We start from the raw sequence: 21,750 nt of genomic DNA, 5'->3' as shown, positions 1-21,750 counted from the left end.
TATACGTGTGCTGAGAATTATGAATATCCGAACGGCGGCGCCGCTGACCAGGTCACTGGCGTCTTTGGCGGCGAAGAAACTGCGTTGTCAGGAAGCTGCCGTGCAGGCCGTAACGGTCGTACGTCGGTCTGTCGACGCCAGGCGCAAACCCCGGGTCGTCCTAGTGTTTACCCTTGATGTGGAAGTCGTGAAGGAAGGGGATGTTCTGCGCCGCTGTAAAAATGATAAAGATATCCGGCAGCTCAAGGCGCTGCCGGCCCTTTCGATTGTCCACGGTTCCGGCAAACTGCGTTGCCGGCCGATCGTTGTCGGTACCGGTCCGGCAGGATTGGCGGCGGCGCTGGTTCTGGCGGAAGAAGGCTATGCGCCTCTCGTTTTGGAACGGGGCTACGATGTGGACAGTCGCAGTTTGCACGTGAAAGAATTCTGGGAAAAAGGCCTTTTTCGCAGCGATTCCAATGTGCAGTTCGGCGAAGGTGGCGCCGGCACGTTTTCTGACGGAAAATTGACGACTCGCGTTAATCACCTGCTGCTGCCCCGTGTTCTGGACGCGTTCGTCGAAGCCGGTGCGCCGTCGGAAATACGGTACGCCTATAATCCTCACATCGGGACGGATATATTGCGCGGCGTCGTCAGGAACATGCGGAAAAAGATCGAACGCCTTGGCGGTTCCGTTCGTTTTTGTGCTTGCGTAACGGGAATGGAACGAAAAAAGGACGGCGCCGTGCAGGCCGTTATCGTTAACGGCACGGAACGGATTGAGACGGACGTGCTTCTGTTGGGAATCGGGCACAGTGCCAGAGACACGTTTTACATGCTCAGGGACAATGACGTCCGTTTGACGCCGAAGGACTTTGCCATAGGTGTGCGGATTGAGCATGGACAAGACTGGTTGGATCGGACTCAGTACGGCAGCAGCGCTGCCGATTTGGGGCTGGAGCCGTCTGACTATGCCTTGGTTTATCATGGCGCCGATAGACGGTCGTGTTACTCGTTTTGCATGTGCCCCGGCGGCACGGTCGTGGCGGCCGCTTCGGAAAAAGGGATGGTCGTTACCAACGGGATGAGCGTTTATCGCCGTGATAGCGGAATTGCCAACAGCGCTCTTGTCGTCAATGTGACGGCTGCCGATCTTGGCAGCGCGTCGCCCTTGGCGGGAATCGAGTTCCAGCGGCATTACGAACGGCTGGCCTATGAAGCCGGCGGCGGTAATTATTTTGCGCCGGCGCAGACTGTCGGTGACTTTCTCAACCGCAATACTGCCGGTCTGACGAAGGGCCCCGTTTCCTATAAACCCGGCGTAGTCTGGGCCGACTTGCATGACGTGTTGCCCCGTTTCGTGACGACGACCTTGGCAGAAGCCTTACCTTATTTTGGCCGTAAGATTCGCGGTTTTGATGACAATCATGTCGTTATGACCGGTGTTGAGACGCGGACGAGTTCTCCTGTTCGCATCAGCCGCGGTGAAGACCGGCAGGCCCTGGAAACGCCCGGACTGTATCCGATCGGCGAAGGAGCCGGATATGCCGGCGGCATTATGAGTGCTTTTTTGGACGGCATGGAAAGTGCTTTACAGATCATAGAACTATATCAACCTTTGGAGGTATTGTAAATGGCTAGATTATTTGGTACAGATGGCGTACGCGGTGTTGCGAACCAATCCTTGACACCGGAACTCGCATATCATTTGGGACGGGCTGCGGCATATGTGCTGGGACGCGATAAGGAGCATCCGACCTTTCTGATCGGGCGCGATACGCGGCAATCGGGTACGATGTTGGCAAGTGTGCTGGCGGCCGGGATCGCTTCCGCCGGCGGCAATTGTTTTATGGCCGGCGTTATTCCGACACCGGCTATTGCCTATCTGACCCGAAGCCATCACCTGGATGCAGGTGTGATGATCTCGGCTTCTCATAATCCGTTTGAATATAACGGGATTAAGTTCTTTGATCGGTACGGGTACAAGCTCCCTGATGAAACGGAAGACGAGATTGAAGAGTATTTACTGAAGGATGAACGGACAGGACTGGAAATGCAGCGACCTGTCGGGGAAGCCGTCGGTACGATTACGTCATGGACTGATTTGCAATCAGAATATGTCGATTTTATTTGCCGCTCCACCGACGTTGATTTGACCGGTATCAAAGTAGTACACGACGGCGCTAACGGTTCGGCCTATGAATTGGGAGCCGAGATATTCCGGCGTCTAGGCGCCGAGGTCATACAGATCCATTGCAAGCCGTCAGGCGTTAATATTAATGACCGCTGCGGCTCGACGCATTTGCAGAGCTTGCAGGAAGCGGTATTAGCCAACGGTGCCGATCTGGGTATTGCCAATGACGGTGACGCCGATCGCTGTCTTGCTGTCGACGAAAAGGGACAGGAAATGGACGGTGATCAGATGATGCTCCTCTGTGCCCTCCATTTAAAGGAAGAGGGGCGTTTGAAGAAAGATACCGTCGTCGGAACCGTAATGAGCAATATCGGCTTCCATAAGGCGGCGAAAGAACGGGGCTGTAATGTGGAGATCACGGCAGTCGGCGACCGCTATGTTTTGGAATGCATGCGGCAGAAGGGGTATTCTCTCGGCGGTGAACAATCGGGCCATATTATCTTTCTCGATTATAATACGACAGGTGACGGATTGCTGACGGCGGTGCAGCTGATGACGGTCATGCAGAAGCAAGGGAAACCGCTGTCACAGCTGGCCGGTCTGATGACGCGGTATCCGCAGATCCTAAAAAATGTCCGCGTCCAGACAAAATCGGGCTGGGATGAAAACACGTTGATCATGGCGGCCATTGCGGCAGGCGAAGAGGAACTGGGCGATGAAGGCCGGATTCTCGTACGGCCTTCCGGAACGGAACCGCTTATTCGCGTTATGGCGGAAGGGCCGGATCTGGAACAGCTGGATCGAATCGTCGATGATATTGTCGGCGTAGTGGAACACGAGATGGGACCGGCAACATAACGGTATACCCCGTCGGAGAGCAGTGCAGTTGCTGCTCTCCTTTTCATTTACTGATAGGGACATTATTTGCGAAAGAAGGAACGGTGTGTATGAAAGGGTTGGACCGTCATGTCTATTTGTTTTCTCTCGGTCATTTTTCCGTCGACTGGGTGCAAGGCGCCATACCGGCGCTGCTGCCTTATTTTATAACTGTCTGCCAACTGAATTATCGGGAAGCGACGACGCTGATTTTTGCCAATATGCTCTTGTCGTCCGTTTCGCAGCCTCTTTTCGGCTACTATTCGGATAAGATATCGAAGCCGTGGTTCGTTCCTCTGGGACCGGTCATTTGCGGCCTTTGCCTTACGGTCATCGCATTTACGACGGACTACTGGATTATTTTTATCTGTTCTATGTTCAGCGGTCTCGGATCTTCTATTTTTCATCCGGAAGCGGCGCGCCTCGTCAATCGCATTGCCGGCTCTCTGAAAGGGCAAGCCTTGGGCAGCTTCTCCGTAGGCGGTAATGCGGGTTTTGCCGTCGGGCCTGTTGCGGCCGGCCTCTGCGCATACAGCCTCGGTATTCACGGTCTCGTTGTGTTCGGTATCATCAACGGGCTTTTGGCTTTTTTTCTCTACCGTCGGATGCCCAGCGTCTTAGCGTTGGCGCAGGCTGCTGATGTTGCGGAAAATAAGGCGCATCCGCATGAAGGGAAGGAAAACGACTGGCGCAGTTTCGGCAAATTGACTGTTGTCATCTTTGCCCGCTCTATCGGCTTTGCCCTTTGCAATGCCTTTATTCCGTTATATTGGATCAATGTACTGCATACGTCGGCGGCACAGGGCAGCGCCGCCTTGTCCCTGCTATTTATCCTGGGCGTGGTCATTACGTTTGCCGGCGGCCTGCTTGCGGACCGCCTGGGGTTTATACGAGTTATGCGCTTATCTTTTTTGATTATGGTGCCGGCTATGTTCTTTTTCGTTAACAGTACGAATGTCTGGATTTCCACGCTGCTGCTGATTCCCGTCGGTCTTTCTCTTTTTGCGCCGTACAGTTCTATCGTCGTTTTGGGACAGACGTTTCTCGGCAAAAATGTCGGCTTTGCTTCGGGTATTACGTTGGGGTTGAGTACAACTGTCGGCGGCATCTTATCCCCTCTCGTCGGGTGGGGAGCTGACCAATGGGGGATTCCGACGGCATTGCAAGTACTTTGGATCTGTGCGGCCGTCGGCGCTATCTTTTCCTTCCTCGTCAACGCGCCGCAGGAACGGCATTTCCGTTAAACCGCGGTCACCTGGACGCTTTTTGCGCCATGCAGTCGAGTACTGGGCGCGCGCTTGACATAGGCGGTACTTGTGCTATACTAGACGAGTATCACGAGTATGGGCCTATAGCTCAGCCGGTCAGAGCGCACGCCTGATAAGCGTGAGGTCGGTGGTTCGAGTCCACCTAGGCCCACCATAAAAGTCATCGTAGGCAGGGAATACCCTTACGATGGCTTTTTTTTACATATATGGTATAATGACACCATAAAAAATACCGCTTAGCCGATAAAGGAGATATGACATGACCATCGCATCGTACATTGAGCACACGAATTTAAAACCTGACGCCGTTCCGGCAGATATCTTGCAATTATGTGATGAAGCCAAGACGAATCGTTTCGCAGCTGTCTGCGTCAATTCCGGTTATGTTTCCTTAGCCAAGAAAGAGTTGCAAGGAAGCGGCGTCCTTATTTCGGCTGTCGTCGCCTTTCCCTTGGGCGCGGCGATGACGGCGGCGAAGGCTGCGGAAACGGACTTCGCCGTCAGTGCCGGTGCCGATGAAATCGACATGGTCATGGCTATCGGCCGAGCCAAAGCCGGCGATTGGGATTATGTGCGCCGTGATGTGGAAGCCGTTGTAGCCGCTGCCGGGTCACATCCCGTAAAGGTCATTCTGGAGACGGGTCTTTTGACGGATGAGGAAAAGAAGGAGGCATGCCGTGTTGCAGTAACGGCAGGCGCGGCTTATGTCAAAACGTCGACCGGCTTCGGTCACGGCGGCGCGACGGCGGCGGATATTCGCCTCTTGCGGGCCGTTGTCGGTACTGCGGCAAAAATCAAAGCAGCCGGCGGCATCCGCGACTACGCCGCAGCCAAAGCCATGCTCGACAGCGGCGCCGATCGTATCGGGACCAGTGCCGGCATTGCCATTGCAGGCGGCGAAAGGGATGAATGAAACGGACATGGCATTGCAGCAATTGGCAGTTTCTATTCAGGGACTCCGCAGGCAAAGGAGCTGCACGCCTAGGAAGGAGAATGTGGCCTCCGCTGCGGAGGTGTTGGCCGAAACGGATCCGGCAGGCGACTGCACCGTCGGGCTCCTGGCCAGCGGCAGCAGCGGTAATTGCGCGTTTATCCGCTTTGGCGAGACAAAAATACTGATTGATGCCGGTATCAGTTATCGCCGTATTACGCAAGGACTGCACCGTTTTCGGTGCACCCTCGATGATATCAGCGCCGTTTTCATTACACACGAGCACAGCGACCACATCCACGGACTGCCGATGGTGCTCAAGCACTCCAGGCTGCCTGTTTATACGACGTTGCCGACATGGCAGGCTATGGGCGACAAGACGGGCGCTTATAGCGATCGGTTTGTTCGCTTGACGAAACGGGTCACTGTCGGATCCATGCAGATCGTGCCTTTTTCCATTCCTCATGATGCGGCGCATCCCGTCGGTTATGCCGTTTACAGCGGCGGCCATAAAGTAACGGTGGCAACGGATTTGGGATATGTCACGCCTGATGTGGAAAGAGCGGCGGCGTTGGCGGATATTTTGATCCTTGAAGCCAATCATGACGAAGAAATGGTGCGGACCGGTCCGTATCCCCGCGCCTTGCAGGCGCGGATCCTCGGCCGCAGCGGTCATCTTTCCAACTATGCGGCAGCCGAGCTTTTGGCCAAGGTGCCGCAAAAGGACATGTTGAAGGTTTTGCTGGCGCACCGGAGCGAGAAGAATAATACTCCTGCCGCTACAATTCAGACGATGCGGACCGTTTTGGAGAAAAGCGAAAAAACGATCGGCAAGAATATTTTATTGCGACTGGCATCGCAGCAGAGCGGTGTCCGCTTTCAAATGGGAGTGACGAATGATGAAACATAAATCTACTCTTGCAGTCATTCTGGCGATTTTACTGATCGCTGCCGGAATTGCCGGAGGCTATTACCTGCACGGGCAGCTGTTCAAGACGACGCAGACCTTTAACGGGACGGCCAGTCAATTGACGGCCCCCGAAAAGGGCGGAACTATTTCCGACGCCCGCAATACGGCTGTCGTTCAGGCCGTCAAAAAGGTCGGTCCCGCCGTTGTCGGCATTACGACAAAGGTTTATAATCGCGACATTCTTAACCGCAAGATATTAGTCGGAGAAGGCGTCGGCTCAGGGATCATTTTTGATAAGTCCGGATACATTGTAACGAACAATCATGTCGTCGGTACGGAAAAAACGGTTATCGTATCGTTGGCAGACGGGCAGAGCACGGAAGGAAAGGTTATCGGCACGGATGCCAAGACGGATTTGGCTGTCGTCAAGATTGAGGTGGCGAATTTGCCTGTTGCCGAATTCGGCGACAGCGACTCGCTGCAAGTCGGTGAAACGGCCATCGCCATCGGCAACCCGCTGGGACTGGAATTTCAAGGCACTGTGACGACCGGGGTTATCAGCTCGCTGAACCGCACGTTGGGTGCGGAGAACCAGGGGTTAAAGCTGCTGCAGACCGATGCGGCCATTAATCCTGGCAATTCCGGCGGCGCTTTAGTCGACGCCGACGGCAAGGTCGTCGGCATCAACAGCGCGAAGATCTCGCAAGAAGGCGTTGAAGGGCTGGGATTCGCCATCCCCATCAATACGGCGCGGCCCATTCTTGAATCGCTGATCAAGAACGGCAAAGTCGTGCGACCCTATTTGGGACTTTACGGACTCGATAAAAAAATGGCTGCCCGTTTCGGGATGAATCTTGACGGCAACGGCATTTTTGTCTATAAGATTATTTCCGGCGGGCCTCTTGACGGCAGTGACATTCGTCGCGGTGATCTGATTACGAAGATCGGCGACAAAGCTGTTGAAGATTACACGACACTGCAGGATGTCATCGGTTCCTATCAGGTCGGCGATACCGTGACGATTACGTATGAACGGAACGGCTCCGAACACCAGGCGACGGTCAGATTGCAGGAAGCGCCACAGCAGGATGATCAGGAATAATGCGCTATCACCTGATTGTTGCGGGCAAGATAAAAGAAAAGTACCTGACTGCAGGCATTCATGAGTTCTTGAAGCGGCTCAGACCGTACGGGCAAGTAGCGATTACGGAGCTGAGCGAAGAAAAGATGCCCGAAAAGCCTTCGCTCAGGCAAAAGGAACAGGTCCTGGAAAAAGAGGGCGCCCGACTGTTACAGCATGTGCGGCAAGGTTCGCGCCTCGTTGTTCTCGACGTTGCCGGCGATCTCGTTTCTTCGGAGGGGTTGGCCGTCGATTTTGCCGAAGCGGCGCTGCGCGGTTGCAGTGAAATCACCTTTATTATCGGCGGTCCCTTCGGCCTTGCCGACAGTGTCAGACAGCGGGCTGATCGGCGTATTTCCTTCGGGCGCATTACGTTGACCCATCAGATGATTCGCCTTGTGCTGTTGGAACAGATATACAGGGCCGTCAAGATTCAACGTCATGAGCCCTATCATTTATGACGAGAAGAAAGCAGGAATTTCCGCGGTCGGCGTATAATACCTATATGTAGAGAATGTTAGTGGGACAATGGGCGTACATGGGATAAGGGGTTGAGCGTATGAAAGAACGGCTAGCATCTGATATTATGGAAAAGGTTTTTGTTTCGGCCAGTCCGGAAACGTCTGTCTTTGATCTGGTGCATATGTTTGTGAAGCATAAAATATCGGTCATTCCTATTGTCGATGACGAAGAGAAGCTGATCGGTATCATTACGGACGCCGACTTGTTGTATAAAAAGATAAAACCGCATGTACCGCATTACGTTAATCTTCTGGGGGCCAGCATTTATTACAACGGTATCAGTGAGTACGATAAGGGCTTTAAGAAGCTGATGGCCTGTACGGCGCGGGAAATGATGACGAAAAATGTTATCATTGCAGCTCCCGATGCCGATGTGGAACAGATTGCCGGAGTCATGGTTGCGGAGCATTTGAAGGTCATCCCCATTGTTAAGGATAAACGCGTTCTCGGTATCGTCACGCGGTATAATATTCTTGACGAATTATACAACGAATACGGCAATGATCCGGAAAAATAATAGTATAGTGCCACCGCGGTTCCGAGAGGGGCCGCGGTTTTTGCGGAAGCGGAAGGAGTAAAGCGTCACGATGATAATCAAGAAACATGTCCATATTATTGCCTGCGGCGGTACGATCGCCGGCAGGGCCGATACGGCGGCGGAGCTGATCGGGTATACGGCCGGCGCCATATCGATCGAGGACTTGCTGTCGTCCGTGCCTCAGGTGCAGGAGGCGGCACGGACGACAGGGGAACAATTCAGCAATATCGACAGTTCGAACATGACCGAAGCGCTTTGGTTGAAGTTGGCTGCGAGGACGGAAGCCTTATCCCGGTGCGACGATGTCGACGGCATCGTGATTACACACGGGACGGATACATTGGAAGAAACGGCGTATTTTCTCAACCTCATGGTTCATACCGATAAACCTGTCATCTTGACTGGTGCCATGAGGCCGGCGACGGCGATCAGTCCCGACGGCCCTTTAAATCTCCTGGAAGCCGTGCGTCTCGCGGCGTGTGCAGAAGCCGGCCGATATGGTGTTCTCGTTGCCATGAACGGAACCATTTGCGCGGCTCGTTTCGTGGAAAAGACGGATACGACACACGTACAGGCTTTTACCAGCAGACAGCATGGGATCGTCGGCCTGATTCAAGACGGCGTGCCCGTTTTCTACCAGGCGCCGCAGCGGCTTCATACGTATCAATCCGTGTTTTCCTGCACACCGGCGTCAGTGCTGCCGCCGGTGTGGATCCTGTACGGTCATGTCGGCATGGCGGCCGCCCTTGTCGACTGCGCCGTTGCTGCCGGTGTGCAGGGGCTGGTCTTGGCGGGACTCGGCTGCGGCAAAAATCCGGACTATGTCGGGCCGGCGCTGGAGCGGGCCGTGAAGAGGGGCGTCATTATCGTCAGAGCCTCGCGGGTTTTAGGCGGCATGGTTTCAACGGCAACGGCTGAAGAAGGGATCATCTGTGCTGATACGCTGACGCCGCAGAAGGCGAAGATCCTGCTTCAGGCGGCGTTGATGCAGACGCGGGATCAGGCGGCGATCGAGGCGTTTTTCAGCGCTTATTGAACGGCCCCGTTCTTGTACTGGCTTATGGCCTGTGATACAATGAATCAAGAAATTACTGTGCAGCAGTTTGTTTTTCGGATAGGAGCGATAAAGATGAAAAAATATACGGCAGCAGTTGCGACGGCGCTTATGGCCGCCGTTTTGGGATCGACCGCCTTTGCCGTCAATACGGCGCCGGCGTTAAAGGATATCGATAACTATTGGGGCAAAACGGCGATTCAATATTTTTATGATAAGCACTATGTCAGCGGTTTTAACGGCGAATTTCGGCCGAATGACGAAGTGACTCGCGAAGGCGTCGCGGCTATCTTAAATAATGTTATCGGCGATTCCCAGGCTGCCGGTCAGCATTTATTCACCGATGTGCGGGGACGTTGGTCGGAACATGCCGTCAACGCTATGGTCGACAAACAGATTATGCGCGGTTACAGCGACAACACGTTCCGGCCTGAACAGAAGATTACGCGTGAAGAATTTGCCGTTTTGGCCTATAACTACATGAACTATAAAGGATTGGGCGCCCAGGAATCGGCCGTTCCCTATAAAGACGAAGCGCAGATTTCCTCTTGGGCCAAAAAAGCGGTGGATACCTTGGCGGCTGCAGGATACATGAAAGGCACCGACAATCTGTTTCAGCCGAAGGCGTATGTTACGCGCGGCGAAGCTGTCAATGTGCTCTATCGTATCCTGACGGGCGGCCAGCAGACCGTCACCGATCAGCGTGCTGTGGAAACGTTGGTGTTTGCCGATGTAACGAAGGCGTACGGATCTGTCAAGCGGTTTTCCCAAGACGGCATCATGTACTGGCAGGGCAATAAGTTGTATCTAGGAGCCAAAACGAAGGCAGACAGAGATAAATTGGCGGAAATCATCCGGACCGATACGGCTTTGCCGGTTGATACGGTGTATGTACGGCAGTCAACGTACAGCTATACGGAGTATAAAAATCTGATGGCAGAAGCCGAAAAAGTGTACAAGCAGAGTGAAGGGGCTGACGGCTTTGTAAAGACCGATGTCGATTATCTCAATGAAAAGGTGGTCCTGACCGTTCATTCCGTTTCGCCGGAAACGCAGCAGCACTTAAATGAGGCTCTCGGCAATGCCTTGCGCATTATCATTCAGTAAAGGAGCGGCCATGTATGAATGTTAAGATCCTCGCAGGGATTTTTACTGCTTTTTTGTCCGCCTTTTCAGCGGCTGCACAGGTGCCGTATACGGATCTGTCGGCACCGGCGCTGCGAACGGCTGTGGCGTATTTGTATGACGGCCAGTATCTGCCCTTTGTTCAAGGGACGTTATTTCATCCGGAAGAGCCGCTGACACGCGGCGATTTGGTGCAGTTGCTATGTCAGGTCGCTAACTTGCCCGTAACGGAAGGGGGGAGTGGCGAGCAGGCGATGGCACAAGTAGCGCAGGCAGGTATTATGCAGGATGGCGGGAACGGTTTTCGTCCTGATGAATTCGTTACGCGCGAAGAATTGGCAGGCATCCTTGCCCGATATCTTGCCTATGAGCGATTGGCGGAGGCGGATGGACAGGCGCCCCCTTATGCTGATGAAAAGGAAATCGGACCTTCCTTTTTGCCTGCCGTGCAACTTTTGCACAACAAGGGCATCATGGTCCCGGCAGACGGCTTTTTTAATCCGAACAAGACGGTGACGCGCGGTGAAGGTGCCGAAATTTTTTTCCGTCTGCTGAAAAACGACGGCACGTACATTTCGCATGTGCAAACGGAAAAAGAAGCCATTCAGGCTATTTGCGCCGTATACGGTTCGTTGCCGAACTATTATCGATACGGTACGTTGTATTGGGATGATGACACCTTGGTTTTGGGGCTTGCAGGGAAGCAGCAGGGGCGTTATGTTAAAGCGCATCTGCAGGCCGCCGTATCTCATCCCGGCGCAGTCGTCGTTCGCAGCGCCACTCTTTCGCACAATGATTACCTTCAACTCATGACGAGCGCCGAAAAGCTGGCCGCCAGTCAAATCGCCGCAGGGGATTATGTCGGCGTTATGCCGGATTATCGGGCCGAGCAGATCGTCGTGATGACGCGGCAGCCGATGGAACAGTCTTTTGTAGCGGCGCTGCAGAAAGAGATCGGTACGACTGCGGTTCGCGTCGAAGATCTGCGGCATCCGACGTCGCTTCACCGGCAAGTTGCTGCACAGCTGTTACTGCAGAAAGGGAATATCAACGCTGTTTCCGCCGTAGAGACGGCAGGCAGAAAAGATGACGTTCCCCTATATTCGCCGCTTTTGGATCGAGCCGCATCCAAGGCTATTTATATCTATGAAAAGAAGCTGATTGAATAAGGAAATCCCTCAGGTTAACCTGAGGGATTTTTTTCGGCCGTCTTACGAAGGCGGCAATAAATAGGTGAGAAGTTCATCGGGCGCGTCGGCGAGTGCCGCAGGCCGCAGCCGTTGCAGGAAGGATCTGTCCCGGAATCCCCAAGTAACGAGAACGACAGGCAGGCCGGCATTGTCCGCCGTTAGTTTATCCACCTCCGAGTCGCCGATATAGACGGCTTCATCGGGACGGCAGTCAAGGCGGCGCAGGGCTTCCCGGATCATATCCGGCGCCGGTTTTTTGGCCAGATTCGGCGTTTCACCGAGGGCAAAGGCGACGGTGTTGCTGAAGAACTCTTCGTGCAATGCCGTTACGGCACGTTGTCCCTTGTTGGAAACGATGGCGTTCAGAGAACCGGCGGCTTTCAGTTGCTCCAGCATTTCCGCGATGCCCGCGTACGGATAGGTGTGGCCCTGACAGTGGCTGGTGTAATATTCCTTGAAAGCGTGAATTAAGGCTTCTTTTTCAGCGGCGCCGGCATCGGAGGCCGTGCGCTCAATTAAGCCTGCGTAGCCGTAGCCGAGGCATTGGCGTACGTCCTCTTTCGATACGGCCATTCTGCCGCGGACAGCAAAAATATGATTTAAACTGATCGTCAATTCATCCAATGTGTCCAATACGGTACCGTCCATATCGAAAATTGCCGCTTTGTAACGTAATTTATTCATGATATAGCCTCCTCGTTTCCCATTATAAACAGGTTTTTCTGTTTTGTCGAAAATGCGGTGACGATATATGCCGTCGTTCGATCCGGTTACTTACATGGCGAAATTCGGAACAGCCGTGTAAACCGATGCTTTTTGCTTCATGCCGGTACCGGCGGACGCCTTATTAAAAGAATGCGTAAATATAAACGAATAAAGATACACAATAGATGGTTAGTATGATACAATAAAACGTAAACGTGAAGGAAGCGATGAAGGAGTGGGTTTGATGGCAAAATTTTTACCCTATGCTATTTTGGCGGGCATAGTCGTTATCTTTTTTATCGTATGTTATATTCTTTATGCAGGCGGTAAGAGCGGTGATAAGAAGGGCGGACGGCAAAAGAAAAATAATCAGTCTTTTGCGGAGCAGCGTGAACTTGAGCAGAAACGATCCCTTTCCGTGCGGGAATTGGACAGAGGAAATACGGCTCCGGTAACGAAACTCACCAGAGACAACCGCAGGGAACGGCAAGAAGATCCGAAGGAAACGGCTTTCGTTACGACGAAAGGCGAAGCCGTACGAAAAGGCGGTAAGATCGTCTATCAGGAAGTACCGGCTGCGTCGCACCCTGCCGGAACCGAAGCGGATGCGACGAAGATCTTGTCGCGGTCGGAGATTTTGGCGGCAATGGAGAAGAAAGATAAAGAAGAAGCGGCAATTCAGAAGGCGGAACTCGGTGAGCTCCGCAGAGAAAAACGGAGTCATGGCGAGTCTGACGAATTGGCAGGCATGGCCTCTGTCGTTGCTGCCGATTTGGCTGAAAAAGAGGCGGAAAAACTTCCGTTCACCCAACCGATGGAACCGTTGTCGGCCGTGCACATTACGGATTCCGGCGCTAAAAAGCGTGACTTGGACAAGACGCGGAGCATGAAACCCGTTCATGTCGATGCGGCCGGAACGGAACGGCGTGCAGCGGCAGACGCGGCAGTCATACAGCGAGTTGCCGCGCACAGCAGTGACGACAGCGACAAGGCGGCGTGGAGAAAAGAGCCGCTCCGGGATTCACCGGTTATTGCACTTTGCGTCAAGACTTTTTTAAATCAATACGGGTTTGTTACCGAAGATCTGACGAAACAGGTGCAGTATATTACTGCAGCCGCATTTGAACGGATCGGTTGCCGGTCGGAGACGGATCGTACCGAGGCGATGCGTTCTTTTGACGCCCAAGAGGCGCTGCGCAACATTCAAAAAGCTTACGCCGCTCACCCGGAAGATTATGTAGCGCCGGTCCTGCTGCGAGCATTTTATGATATCGTTTGTCGGCCGCAGACGGAAACGCGGCACCTGGTAGCGATGGATGCGTTGAAAGTTATGCCGTATCTGTCGCGGAGCCATTATCAGATTTTGTCGATGCTGTTGCTTTTCCTGTACTCCCGCAATTCTCATAATGTCGATAAAGAAACGTTCGTTCAATATATAGACAAATATGTCATGCCTGTTATCAATCGGTTCCCGACGGAACGACCTTATTTTCAACAGCTTGATTACCTGAATTGTACGGCAGTGGAAGAAAAAGAAACGCATTTTGCTGAAATTTTAGCCGATTCCTACCCGTTGCTTTTTCGCTATCACGGTTTTACGGAAGAAGAACTGCGGAAAGCGTTGCACGGTAAACAAATTCCGAAAGAGTTTGTCGTCCAGTCCTTTAATTCGCCGCTGATCAAGTTGGCACTGGTCGACGATGTGATGTCGGCACGATTCTTCCGGCTTACCGGTATTACGGATCGGTCGGTTCAGGAACGTTTGCTCCGCTTGGCTCATAAACGGCCGGCGTCCTTCCGCGGCGAAGAAGCGCTGGATATTATGGAAGATATTTCTCCCGTACTGGCAGATCTCAGCGACATTTGGGACAGCACAATGCTGCGTGTTTCGACGTTGTCACTCTTGGGGCTTTATTTGGCGCAAGGCTATGTAAAACAGGTCGTCGGTGAAGAGTTCGATTTGTCGCGATGGTTCGAGTAAGCGGAACAAGGAGGAGCCAAGACTAATGAAGAAAATACGCAAAGCCGTTATTCCCGCGGCCGGTTTCGGGACCCGATTTTTACCGGCTACAAAAGCGACGCCTAAGGAAATGCTTCCGATTGTCGATAAACCGACGATTCAATACATTGTAGAAGAAGCGCTGCAAAGCGGCATTGAAGAAATTTTGATCATCAGCGGTCACGCGAAGCGGGCGATTGAGGATCATTTCGACACCAATCCGGCGTTGGAGATGCATTTGGAGGAAAAGGGCAAAAGGGATCTGCTGAGACTTATCCGCAATATTTCGGAGATCAATATCCATTATGTTCGGCAAAAACATATGCGCGGCCTTGGCGACGCAATCCTTTGCGCGCGATCTTTTATCGACGATGAACCCTTTGCTGTTCTTCTCGGCGATGACATCGTTTATAACGAAACGAATCCGGCTTTGGGGCAAATGCTTGATCTGTATAATGAGTTGGGCGCCACGATTTTAGGCTGTCAGGAAGTGCCGCTTGAAAAAGTGTCTTCCTATGGCATTGTTGAAGGGGTACCGACCGGGAATCCGGCCGTCACAAAAGTGACGAATATGGTGGAAAAACCGGCCGTAGAAGAAGCGCCCAGCCGCATGGCCGTTTTGGGAAGATACATCATCACGCCTGATGTTTTTGAAACGCTGCGGTGTATCGGGCCCGGCAAGGGCGGTGAAGTGCAGCTTACTGATGCGCTGCAGATCATGGCTGCCCGTGAGGCGGTTTATGCGTATTGCTTTGAAGGAGAGCGCTATGATGTCGGAGACAAGTTGGGCTTTTTAAAAGCAACTGTCGAGTATGCTCTGCGCAGGCCGGATTTAGGAGAGCGTTTTCGCGCGTATTTAAGAACTGTTATTAAATGAACATAGTAATAACTTGATAGATAACGTGCGGAAGCGCTGTTTATCTGTCCGTGTAATGGTAAAAACTTAATATAAGGAAGGCATAGACAAAAAAAGGTTGTCTATGCCTTTTTTTATATGCAAGAGGAGTTGACAAATAAAATGAAAATAGTTATAATTTTCACTATAAGATATGAAAATTATTTTCAAAAAAGAGGTGGCCAGAATGTTTCAGAACAGTGATTTTTGGATCGGATTAGGTGTCGGGATTGTGGCAGGTGCTTTCGGGTATAAATTGATCACCGAAAGAGAACAGCAGTTGTTGGCATTGCAGCAGCCGGCTGCCGGCAACGTTGCCGCAACGATTCCGCTGGCTGAGTTGCAACGTCAGAAAGAGGAATTGGAAGATCTGATCGCTGCCCAAGAAGCGGCTCAGGCATAAGATCACATCGGAAGAAAGACTGCCTCGTTCGGGGTAGTCTTTTTTTGGAAATACGTGTTGAGGAAAAGAGGGTATGTGCATTTATGTTTTCCGTTTTTCAATGGCAGTTTTTTCTGCGATCTCTTATCGTTTCTTCTTATCTTCCGGGGCGTATTCGACTGCACAGTCGGTTTCTGATTGGCAATTCAATTTTATGCAAGGCTGTATATACGCGCATAGCGTCGTATAAGGAGATTGATCTTGTCGAAGTAAATAAGGTGACAGGTTCCGTTCTGATCAGCTATAATCCTGCCGTTCTGCGGAAAAATGCCGACCTCGTGTATATGGAAAATTATTTTAAAAACCGCGTGGAAAGGAGTCGGTAATTATGTCTTACACTTCCGGATTTATGCTTGGCGCCTCATTAGGGAAAGCGTTTCATTCGTGTTTTCGAGGCAAGACACGGGGGACTGAGCGTAAAGGCTGCCTGGTACCGGAGAAATACCCGATACCATTGCCCCGCTTTTTTTGTGAAAGCGCCCTTTCGGGACGTCGCCGTTATCGGGCGGCGGCCCTGGTCGGGAACGAGGCCTTGAAGAATTTGCTGGAGGCGTATTTACAGCGTCTTTCGGGGGTGCAAAAGGTTGAAGCTTCGGCCCGTACGGGCAGCATTCTTTTACATGCCGGCAACGAAGCCGTATTGGATCGCATTGAACGGGTATTGGCGGAAAAAATCTTTGCCGCCACGAAAAACGGATTGATTGGAAATGTTCCGGAAAATGAAAGCATCGTGCAAGGATCCTTGTATGCGGACACGGCTCATCAGATGGCGTCTTCCGTCAGCCGTTCCATCGTTCGCCGCACGGATCGCGCTTTTGACCTGAGCTCTCTTCTGTCGCTGTTTTTTTTGCTCAGGGGGCTGCGTAAGATGATTTTTGAAAGACAGATGCCTTCCGGTCCGCAGATGATTTGGTGGGCCATGTCCCTGTTGCGGAGGTGGTGAACGAATGTATCGATTGTGCCATCAGCCGCTGAAACGTGAAATACCGCTTCGCCTTCGCCCTGTTTTGGCGGCGCAGCTGCGGCGTGTGCAGGCCGTTGCCGCCGTTTCGGTAACGGATAAGGGGGTCGGAATCTATTACCGGAGTGGTCTCCGATTGCAGGCTGTCAGTGGGGTTATTCGCCAATTCGAAAAATCTTTCGGAACGAAACCGGTCGGGAAGCAGGAGCCGGATGCGGCTGCTTACCGGCGTGAGGCGATCCTTTCCGTCGGCGGTTTTGTGATCATGAATATGCTTCACAAGCTTGATCCTGCCTCGTATGACAAACTGTTGCTTTTGCGGCGTTTATTTACGCTGTTGATTGCTCGCCGCTATATTAAGAACGGAGTTGCCGGTCTTTGGCAGGAAGGCAGAGCCAATGCCGATACGTTGACGGCGACGGCCGTTGCCGCATCTGTATTGGCCGGAAGACCGGAGTCTAGTCTGACGCTGCTGGCGCTATCAAACGGTGCGGAAATGCTGACAGAGTATGCCGCCGAACGGGCGCGGAAACAAATCTCGGGACTGCTGCATTTGGATCAGCGCGAAGTGTGGCTGATCGAAGACGGTCGGGAACGGCAGGTGCCGGTGGAATCGTTGCAGGCAGGCGACCGTATTGCCGTTCATTTAGGTGAAAAAATTTGTGTTGACGGACGCGTTATCAGTGGCGACGCCGCCGTGAATCAGGCTTCCATTACAGGCGAGTCCAATCCGGCGATCAAACAAAGGGGATCTTTTGTCTACGCCGGCAGCGTTATTGAAGCCGGTGACTTGGTCGTTCACGTAGAGAAAGTCGGTAAGGATACGTCTTTAGCGCAAGTTGTTCATTTAGTTGAAGAGGCGCAGACACGGCGCGCTCCCGTACAGAATTTTGCGGATCGGATGGCGAACATGCTTGTTCCGGTATCTTTTATCGGCGCCGCTATCGTATATGGCGCCACAAGAGATTGGCAACGCGTTCTCAATCTTCTGTTCATCGACTTTTCCTGCGGTCTGAAATTGTCGACGGCGACGGCGATTTCCGCCGCCATCGGCGTCGCTGCGCGGCAGGGGATCTTGATCAAAGGCGGCAACTACATTGAAAACCTGGCTGATATTGATACCGTCGTCCTGGATAAGACCGGGACGATTACCGTAGGCGTTCCGCAGATCGCGCATATTAATTTGGCTGAAGGTGTTGCGGAAGAAGAGATGATTCGCCTTGCGGCATCGGCGGAGCTGCATTCGGTCCATCCTTTGGCAGTAGCAATTCAACGGTACGTAAAAGAGCGCCAATGGGACGTGCCGCCTCACGTGGCGACGGAAACCGTCGTTGCCCGGGGCATGCGCGCCGTTATTGCCGACGTTGCCGATTTTTCGGGCGGCACGGTGCTTGTCGGCAGCCGTCGCTTTATGGAAGAAGAACGCGTAAGCGGTCTGCCGGAGATCCGTCATAAGAATTGGGGTAAAAATCGTCTTTACGTAGCCCGTAACGGCAGCTATATCGGCAGCATGATCATTCAGGATCCGATACGGCCGGCCATGAAGAAGACGCTTAATCAAATGCGTCGTCTCGGTGTTGATGAAATTATCATGTTGACCGGTGATTCCAAAGAAGCTGCGGCAGAAGTAGCGCTGCAAATGGATATTGATTCCTATCATGCCGAAATATTGCCGGAAGATAAGGCTGATTATGTCATGAAGCTGCAGAAGAGAGGCAATGTAATGATGGTCGGTGACGGGATCAACGATGCACCGGCGCTGGCCTTTGCCGATATCGGCGTCAGTCTCGGCGGCAGCAAGACGGACATCGCTGCTGAATCGTCGGCTATTACCATCCGTTCGGAAGACCCCGGAAAATTGTATGAAGCGTTGCGCATTGGCAGAAGGACGATGCAGATCATTAATCAAAACTTTACGGCGACTATTGCCGTAAACTCGGCAGCGATGATGCTGGGCGCACTGGGAAAGATAAGCCCTCTTTGGGCGGCCGTCATTCATAATACGGCAACCTTGGCTGTCGTTCTCAACAGCGTGCGGATCTTGAACTATTCCCGTCGCCGGAACCGTTAAGATAAGGGAGAGCGTGTAGGCTCTCCCCTTCTTTTTATCATAAAGTATACTTCATAGGTATTGATTTAGCGGAGACCTTGTGCTATACTATAAATGAAAAAAAGTTTTTTTCTGTGAAGGGGGATCGATAGTATGAAAATTGAAAAAGGAACCATCGTATCCGTCTTGAACGGCGGCCTGGCCGAAGTGAAAGTCGGACAGCATACGGAGTACTCCTTTTATGAAGGGACTCAGTTCGCGCCGGAAATCACGATTAAAGCGTTGAACCCGATCGGTGCCGCCGCCGGTCAGCATGTTCGCTTTCTTGTTGACGATCGCAATATTGTTATGAGCTCATTTATTTGCTTTATCATGCCGCTGTTGCTGGCGGCGGCCGGCGCTTTTTTCGGTGATCTGGCTGTCGGAGACATGTTGGCTCTCGGGGTGAGCCGGGGTGCTGCAGTCGGCGCTCTGATCGGGTTGGTTGCCGGTGTTTTTGGTATCAAGCTCTTCGAACGTTCCCTGTCCGGGAAGGATGAATATAAAGCTAGAATCGTAGAGATACTACCGGAAGGATACGAGTCGCCGGAGCCGCAACGGCCGGAATTGTAAAATCACTGCAGTCGCCGGCGCTTCCGTTGAAGGTAATGGTGAGGTATGCTATAATGCAAAGCAGCCCTCGGAGAGGTGCTTCTTTGACGAAGGGAGAAGATTATTATGAAAGTAGAAGAAGGAACGATTATTTCTCTTCTTGATAACGGGTTGGCAGAAATAAAAGTAGGCCGCCATTCCGACTGCATCGCTTGCGGCGCTTGCGACGGCGCCAATGATATTGTTGTCAAAGCGTTGAATCCCGTCGGCGCTAAAGTGGGGCAGCATGTATCTTTTGAATTGCGGGAAACGAATATTGTCGTCGGTGCCTTTGTCTGTTTCATCATGCCGCTTCTGGTTGCGGTGATCGGCGCGTTTCTCGGGTATTTGGCCGGGCAAAACGGCAGCGTTGATACGGTGCAGGCCGAGATCGTCGGCGGTATCGCCGGTTTCTGTGTCGGATTGATCGGGGTGAAGTTGTTTGACCGGTCTCTGTCGAACGATGATAAAGTCAAACCGAAGGTCATCCAGATACACGGTCATTAAGGCTGACGATTTGCAGGAAGAATTGATAACAGAGGGATAAGCGCGCTTCTTTTGCACTGAACGACGGGGTTGTTCAGCACAGAGGAGGCGCTTTTTGCGTGAACGCACGAATTGATGCGTACTCGGTAAGGGCGAGATGAAACGCAAAGGCGTACAAAAGGCTGTCTGCACGACGGCAGACAGCCTTTTGTTTCAAACCAGTCCGAACGACACTGTGAGTCCGGCAACGCCGCACAGGATGAAAATGGCGGCGGCAACGTAGCGAATTTGCTTGGCCGGGAGATGTTTGTTAAGGACGATGCCGGCAATAATGCCGAAACCGTCGGCAATGACCATACCCAACGTCGTACCGCAGAGAATCGGTACGAGCTGACCGAATTGTGCGGCGATGGTGATCGTTGCCAGTTGCGTTTTGTCGCCCATTTCTGCGGCGAAAAAAGCAATGGCGACGGTCCAGAAAGGATTGAACCGGTCTTTCGTATCTTCTCCGTCGAGCGTGTCGCCGCGGATCGTCCACAAACCGAAAAAGATAAAGGCCAGAGAAGCGATGATTTTTATCGTCTCCATGTGGATGAGGCTGTTCAGGTAGACACCTATGAGGATGGCAAAGAGATGGTTGACGATCGTCGCGACGGTAATAGCGGCCATTACGGTTTTCCAATTGAATCGTGTTGCGAAAGCCATGGCTAAAAGTTGTGTTTTATCGCCCAATTCGGCGAGGACAACCATGAGTAAAGCAGTTATGAAAGCAGTCATAAGATGGAAGCTCCTGACATCATGAAAATTATAATTCAACTGGCAAGCGCGTTTCTTTCGCCAGAACCGTACCGTCTTTCAAACGGACGGAGATGACCGATATGGTGCTTGTCGTATCGCTTATGACCATTTGTCCGAGGGGATAAAACTGCGCCGTCGCAAGGGGGGATAACAAAAATTGGCTTGTATGAGGCTGTTCCGGATCAGCGGCGGACAGATGCATTTCCGTACGGTAAAGAATGGTGTCATCGTTGCTGCGCCGCAGCGTATACACGGCACGAACATTGCTGAGGGCAGCCGTTCCTGACGGAAAATGGGCCACATACTGAATGCGCAGGAAAGTCGGTGCGTTTTTGTCGTCTTGTCGGATCAAGGCTGCTGCCGTGACCTCTGCTCCGGCTAATTTATCGATTTGCCGCTGCTGGTCTTCGTTATATGTCGCCAGCGCCGTTCGGTAGGCCCGGCGAAGATCGCGGACAAGGAGCGGGGCGTCCGAAAATTCCTGCAGTTGCCAGCGATGGAGATCGTTCCGTTTCCAAATCGTCGGGCAGAGAATGTCCTGATCAAGGGCATCATTATGCAGCGTAAAGGTTATTTCCGCCGTTGTTTCCGTTAACGGGCGGCTGAAGGACATAGCCGTACAGTGCCAGTTTGTCAGCGGCACGGGCAAGTTCAGCTCCCGCATCTGTCCGGCCATTTTTTGTGAAACGGCGAGGGCGTCTTGGTCGTCTGTTCGGCCCGCCGTTTCATTCTTTATCCATTGTCGGCCTGTGGCAATGAAATCGGTGCGCAGCGGCAGCCAGATCAGCCGGGCCGCAGCCGACGGTTCCGCCGTGCCCTGGTATTCGCTTGTCAAGGCATCAAAAAACTGTGCCGTCAGCGACTCGCCGTTCATATACGCTGCCGCCCGGTCCGGATCGTTTTCCCGTATTGCCGCGACCAGCCGGCTTGCCGCGTAATCAGGCGTATCCCTGTACAAACGGTCGTAAGACAGAAAGAGGCCGGCGCAGCAAAGGAAGAACAGACATAAGGCGGCAAGCAGCTTTATATCCCAGAAGCGATTTTTCGGTTTTGCCATAGGCGTACCTCGATTTATAAAAGAAAACTAAAGACACGGCAAATTATACCATATTTTAATAAACTGGAGCAATAAAAAGG

22 protein-coding genes and 1 tRNA gene are annotated in these 21,750 nt (G+C 52.5%); 20 read left to right on the top strand and 3 right to left on the bottom strand.

Annotation, left to right across the window (positions count from 1 at the left end; translation table 11 throughout):
* Positions 1-7 precede the first annotated feature (7 nt).
* The 12 genes from C0977_RS02075 (at position 8) to C0977_RS02020 (ending at position 11,626) form a co-directional block, all read left to right on the top strand.
* Positions 8-1,612 (top strand): NAD(P)/FAD-dependent oxidoreductase, encoded by a 1,605-nt coding sequence (locus C0977_RS02075; protein ID WP_200814194.1) that lies wholly within the window; start codon positions 8-10, stop codon positions 1,610-1,612.
* A complete protein-coding gene (gene glmM, locus C0977_RS02070) occupies positions 1,613-2,971 on the top strand; it encodes a phosphoglucosamine mutase (RefSeq protein ID WP_023054351.1) in 1,359 nt (452 codons plus the stop codon).
* Positions 2,972-3,060: 89 nt separating this feature from the next.
* On the top strand, positions 3,061-4,233 hold the full coding sequence (locus tag C0977_RS02065) for an MFS transporter (RefSeq protein WP_023054337.1): 1,173 nt from the start codon (positions 3,061-3,063) through the stop codon (positions 4,231-4,233).
* A 101-nt stretch (positions 4,234-4,334) separates the two neighbouring features.
* Positions 4,335-4,411: transfer RNA gene (locus tag C0977_RS02060), tRNA-Ile, on the top strand.
* Positions 4,412-4,516: 105 nt separating this feature from the next.
* Positions 4,517-5,170: a deoxyribose-phosphate aldolase gene (gene deoC / locus C0977_RS02055; RefSeq protein ID WP_101912248.1), complete on the top strand. Its 654-nt coding sequence runs from the start codon at positions 4,517-4,519 to the stop codon at positions 5,168-5,170.
* Positions 5,163-6,098: an MBL fold metallo-hydrolase gene (locus tag C0977_RS02050; protein WP_101912247.1), complete on the top strand. Its 936-nt coding sequence runs from the start codon at positions 5,163-5,165 to the stop codon at positions 6,096-6,098. The genes deoC and C0977_RS02050 overlap by 8 nt, the downstream gene beginning before the upstream one ends.
* Positions 6,085-7,200 (top strand): S1C family serine protease, encoded by a 1,116-nt coding sequence (locus C0977_RS02045; RefSeq protein WP_036243149.1) that lies wholly within the window; start codon positions 6,085-6,087, stop codon positions 7,198-7,200. The genes C0977_RS02050 and C0977_RS02045 overlap by 14 nt, the downstream gene beginning before the upstream one ends.
* Complete coding sequence (gene rlmH / locus C0977_RS02040) at positions 7,200-7,679, top strand: 23S rRNA (pseudouridine(1915)-N(3))-methyltransferase RlmH (protein ID WP_101912246.1); 480 nt, start codon at positions 7,200-7,202, stop codon at positions 7,677-7,679. The genes C0977_RS02045 and rlmH overlap by 1 nt, the downstream gene beginning before the upstream one ends.
* A gap of 98 nt (positions 7,680-7,777) precedes the next feature.
* The gene (locus tag C0977_RS02035; protein ID WP_023054278.1) at positions 7,778-8,257 is read left to right on the top strand and encodes a CBS domain-containing protein; all 480 of its coding nucleotides are present in this window, start codon (positions 7,778-7,780) and stop codon (positions 8,255-8,257) included.
* A 70-nt stretch (positions 8,258-8,327) separates the two neighbouring features.
* Complete coding sequence (locus C0977_RS02030) at positions 8,328-9,314, top strand: asparaginase (protein ID WP_234987537.1); 987 nt, start codon at positions 8,328-8,330, stop codon at positions 9,312-9,314.
* Between the two features lie 93 nt (positions 9,315-9,407).
* Positions 9,408-10,439: an S-layer homology domain-containing protein gene (locus tag C0977_RS02025; protein WP_101912245.1), complete on the top strand. Its 1,032-nt coding sequence runs from the start codon at positions 9,408-9,410 to the stop codon at positions 10,437-10,439.
* A gap of 14 nt (positions 10,440-10,453) precedes the next feature.
* Positions 10,454-11,626 (top strand): S-layer homology domain-containing protein, encoded by a 1,173-nt coding sequence (locus C0977_RS02020; RefSeq protein WP_101912244.1) that lies wholly within the window; start codon positions 10,454-10,456, stop codon positions 11,624-11,626.
* Between the two features lie 42 nt (positions 11,627-11,668).
* Here C0977_RS02020 and C0977_RS02015 read toward each other — a convergent pair whose 3' ends face one another.
* Entirely contained in the window at positions 11,669-12,331 is a 663-nt protein-coding gene (locus tag C0977_RS02015) for an HAD family hydrolase (RefSeq protein ID WP_101912243.1), read from the bottom strand.
* Positions 12,332-12,596: 265 nt separating this feature from the next.
* Between C0977_RS02015 and C0977_RS02010 the strand changes: the two genes are divergently transcribed.
* The 8 genes from C0977_RS02010 to C0977_RS01975 all read left to right on the top strand — a co-directional run bounded on the left by C0977_RS02010 (position 12,597) and on the right by C0977_RS01975 (position 19,836).
* Positions 12,597-14,333, top strand: coding sequence for an LPO_1073/Vpar_1526 family protein (locus C0977_RS02010; protein ID WP_101912242.1), 1,737 nt, complete (start codon positions 12,597-12,599; stop codon positions 14,331-14,333).
* A gap of 25 nt (positions 14,334-14,358) precedes the next feature.
* Positions 14,359-15,228: a UTP--glucose-1-phosphate uridylyltransferase GalU gene (galU, locus tag C0977_RS02005; RefSeq protein ID WP_101912241.1), complete on the top strand. Its 870-nt coding sequence runs from the start codon at positions 14,359-14,361 to the stop codon at positions 15,226-15,228.
* Between the two features lie 205 nt (positions 15,229-15,433).
* On the top strand, positions 15,434-15,649 hold the full coding sequence (locus C0977_RS02000) for a hypothetical protein (protein WP_036243144.1): 216 nt from the start codon (positions 15,434-15,436) through the stop codon (positions 15,647-15,649).
* 83 nt (positions 15,650-15,732) lie between these two features.
* A complete protein-coding gene (locus C0977_RS11060; RefSeq protein WP_101912240.1) occupies positions 15,733-16,014 on the top strand; it encodes an HMA2 domain-containing protein in 282 nt (93 codons plus the stop codon).
* Positions 16,015-16,016: 2 nt separating this feature from the next.
* Positions 16,017-16,631 carry an HMA2 domain-containing protein gene (locus C0977_RS01990; protein ID WP_101912239.1) on the top strand — a complete coding sequence of 205 codons (615 nt, stop codon included), beginning with the start codon at positions 16,017-16,019 and terminating at the stop codon, positions 16,629-16,631.
* 4 nt (positions 16,632-16,635) lie between these two features.
* Positions 16,636-18,720, top strand: coding sequence for a heavy metal translocating P-type ATPase (locus tag C0977_RS01985; protein ID WP_101912238.1), 2,085 nt, complete (start codon positions 16,636-16,638; stop codon positions 18,718-18,720).
* A gap of 132 nt (positions 18,721-18,852) precedes the next feature.
* Positions 18,853-19,311: a SoxR reducing system RseC family protein gene (locus C0977_RS01980; RefSeq protein ID WP_023054290.1), complete on the top strand. Its 459-nt coding sequence runs from the start codon at positions 18,853-18,855 to the stop codon at positions 19,309-19,311.
* A gap of 105 nt (positions 19,312-19,416) precedes the next feature.
* Positions 19,417-19,836, top strand: coding sequence for a SoxR reducing system RseC family protein (locus tag C0977_RS01975; protein ID WP_023054364.1), 420 nt, complete (start codon positions 19,417-19,419; stop codon positions 19,834-19,836).
* Between the two features lie 192 nt (positions 19,837-20,028).
* Here C0977_RS01975 and C0977_RS01970 read toward each other — a convergent pair whose 3' ends face one another.
* Together C0977_RS01970 and C0977_RS01965 are read right to left on the bottom strand one after the other, a co-directional pair.
* The gene (locus tag C0977_RS01970; RefSeq protein ID WP_023054323.1) at positions 20,029-20,592 is read right to left on the bottom strand and encodes a TMEM165/GDT1 family protein; all 564 of its coding nucleotides are present in this window, start codon (positions 20,590-20,592) and stop codon (positions 20,029-20,031) included.
* A 28-nt stretch (positions 20,593-20,620) separates the two neighbouring features.
* On the bottom strand, positions 20,621-21,670 hold the full coding sequence (locus tag C0977_RS01965; protein WP_101912237.1) for a hypothetical protein: 1,050 nt from the start codon (positions 21,668-21,670) through the stop codon (positions 20,621-20,623).
* Positions 21,671-21,750 lie beyond the last annotated feature (80 nt).

This window comes from Megasphaera vaginalis (ex Bordigoni et al. 2020), assembly GCF_900240295.1.
Lineage (GTDB): Bacteria > Bacillota > Negativicutes > Veillonellales > Megasphaeraceae > Megasphaera > Megasphaera vaginalis.
Note: the sequence above shows the minus strand (reverse complement) of the source record. Positions and strands in the feature narration are given on the sequence as shown.

Coding starts and splice junctions, on each gene's coding strand:
- C0977_RS02020 (WP_101912244.1), top strand. CDS start 10,454: ATGAATGTTAAGATCCTCGCAGGGATTTTTACTGCTTTTTTGTCCGCC.
- C0977_RS01965 (WP_101912237.1), bottom strand. CDS start 21,670: ATGGCAAAACCGAAAAATCGCTTCTGGGATATAAAGCTGCTTGCCGCC.
- glmM (WP_023054351.1), top strand. CDS start 1,613: ATGGCTAGATTATTTGGTACAGATGGCGTACGCGGTGTTGCGAACCAA.
- deoC (WP_101912248.1), top strand. CDS start 4,517: ATGACCATCGCATCGTACATTGAGCACACGAATTTAAAACCTGACGCC.
- C0977_RS01970 (WP_023054323.1), bottom strand. CDS start 20,592: ATGACTGCTTTCATAACTGCTTTACTCATGGTTGTCCTCGCCGAATTG.
- C0977_RS01990 (WP_101912239.1), top strand. CDS start 16,017: ATGTCTTACACTTCCGGATTTATGCTTGGCGCCTCATTAGGGAAAGCG.
- C0977_RS11060 (WP_101912240.1), top strand. CDS start 15,733: ATGTTTTCCGTTTTTCAATGGCAGTTTTTTCTGCGATCTCTTATCGTT.
- C0977_RS02045 (WP_036243149.1), top strand. CDS start 6,085: ATGATGAAACATAAATCTACTCTTGCAGTCATTCTGGCGATTTTACTG.
- C0977_RS02065 (WP_023054337.1), top strand. CDS start 3,061: ATGAAAGGGTTGGACCGTCATGTCTATTTGTTTTCTCTCGGTCATTTT.
- C0977_RS01980 (WP_023054290.1), top strand. CDS start 18,853: ATGAAAATTGAAAAAGGAACCATCGTATCCGTCTTGAACGGCGGCCTG.
- C0977_RS02015 (WP_101912243.1), bottom strand. CDS start 12,331: ATGAATAAATTACGTTACAAAGCGGCAATTTTCGATATGGACGGTACC.
- C0977_RS02000 (WP_036243144.1), top strand. CDS start 15,434: ATGTTTCAGAACAGTGATTTTTGGATCGGATTAGGTGTCGGGATTGTG.
- C0977_RS02050 (WP_101912247.1), top strand. CDS start 5,163: ATGAATGAAACGGACATGGCATTGCAGCAATTGGCAGTTTCTATTCAG.
- C0977_RS02025 (WP_101912245.1), top strand. CDS start 9,408: ATGAAAAAATATACGGCAGCAGTTGCGACGGCGCTTATGGCCGCCGTT.
- rlmH (WP_101912246.1), top strand. CDS start 7,200: ATGCGCTATCACCTGATTGTTGCGGGCAAGATAAAAGAAAAGTACCTG.
- C0977_RS01975 (WP_023054364.1), top strand. CDS start 19,417: ATGAAAGTAGAAGAAGGAACGATTATTTCTCTTCTTGATAACGGGTTG.
- C0977_RS02010 (WP_101912242.1), top strand. CDS start 12,597: ATGGCAAAATTTTTACCCTATGCTATTTTGGCGGGCATAGTCGTTATC.
- galU (WP_101912241.1), top strand. CDS start 14,359: ATGAAGAAAATACGCAAAGCCGTTATTCCCGCGGCCGGTTTCGGGACC.
- C0977_RS02030 (WP_234987537.1), top strand. CDS start 8,328: ATGATAATCAAGAAACATGTCCATATTATTGCCTGCGGCGGTACGATC.
- C0977_RS01985 (WP_101912238.1), top strand. CDS start 16,636: ATGTATCGATTGTGCCATCAGCCGCTGAAACGTGAAATACCGCTTCGC.
- C0977_RS02035 (WP_023054278.1), top strand. CDS start 7,778: ATGAAAGAACGGCTAGCATCTGATATTATGGAAAAGGTTTTTGTTTCG.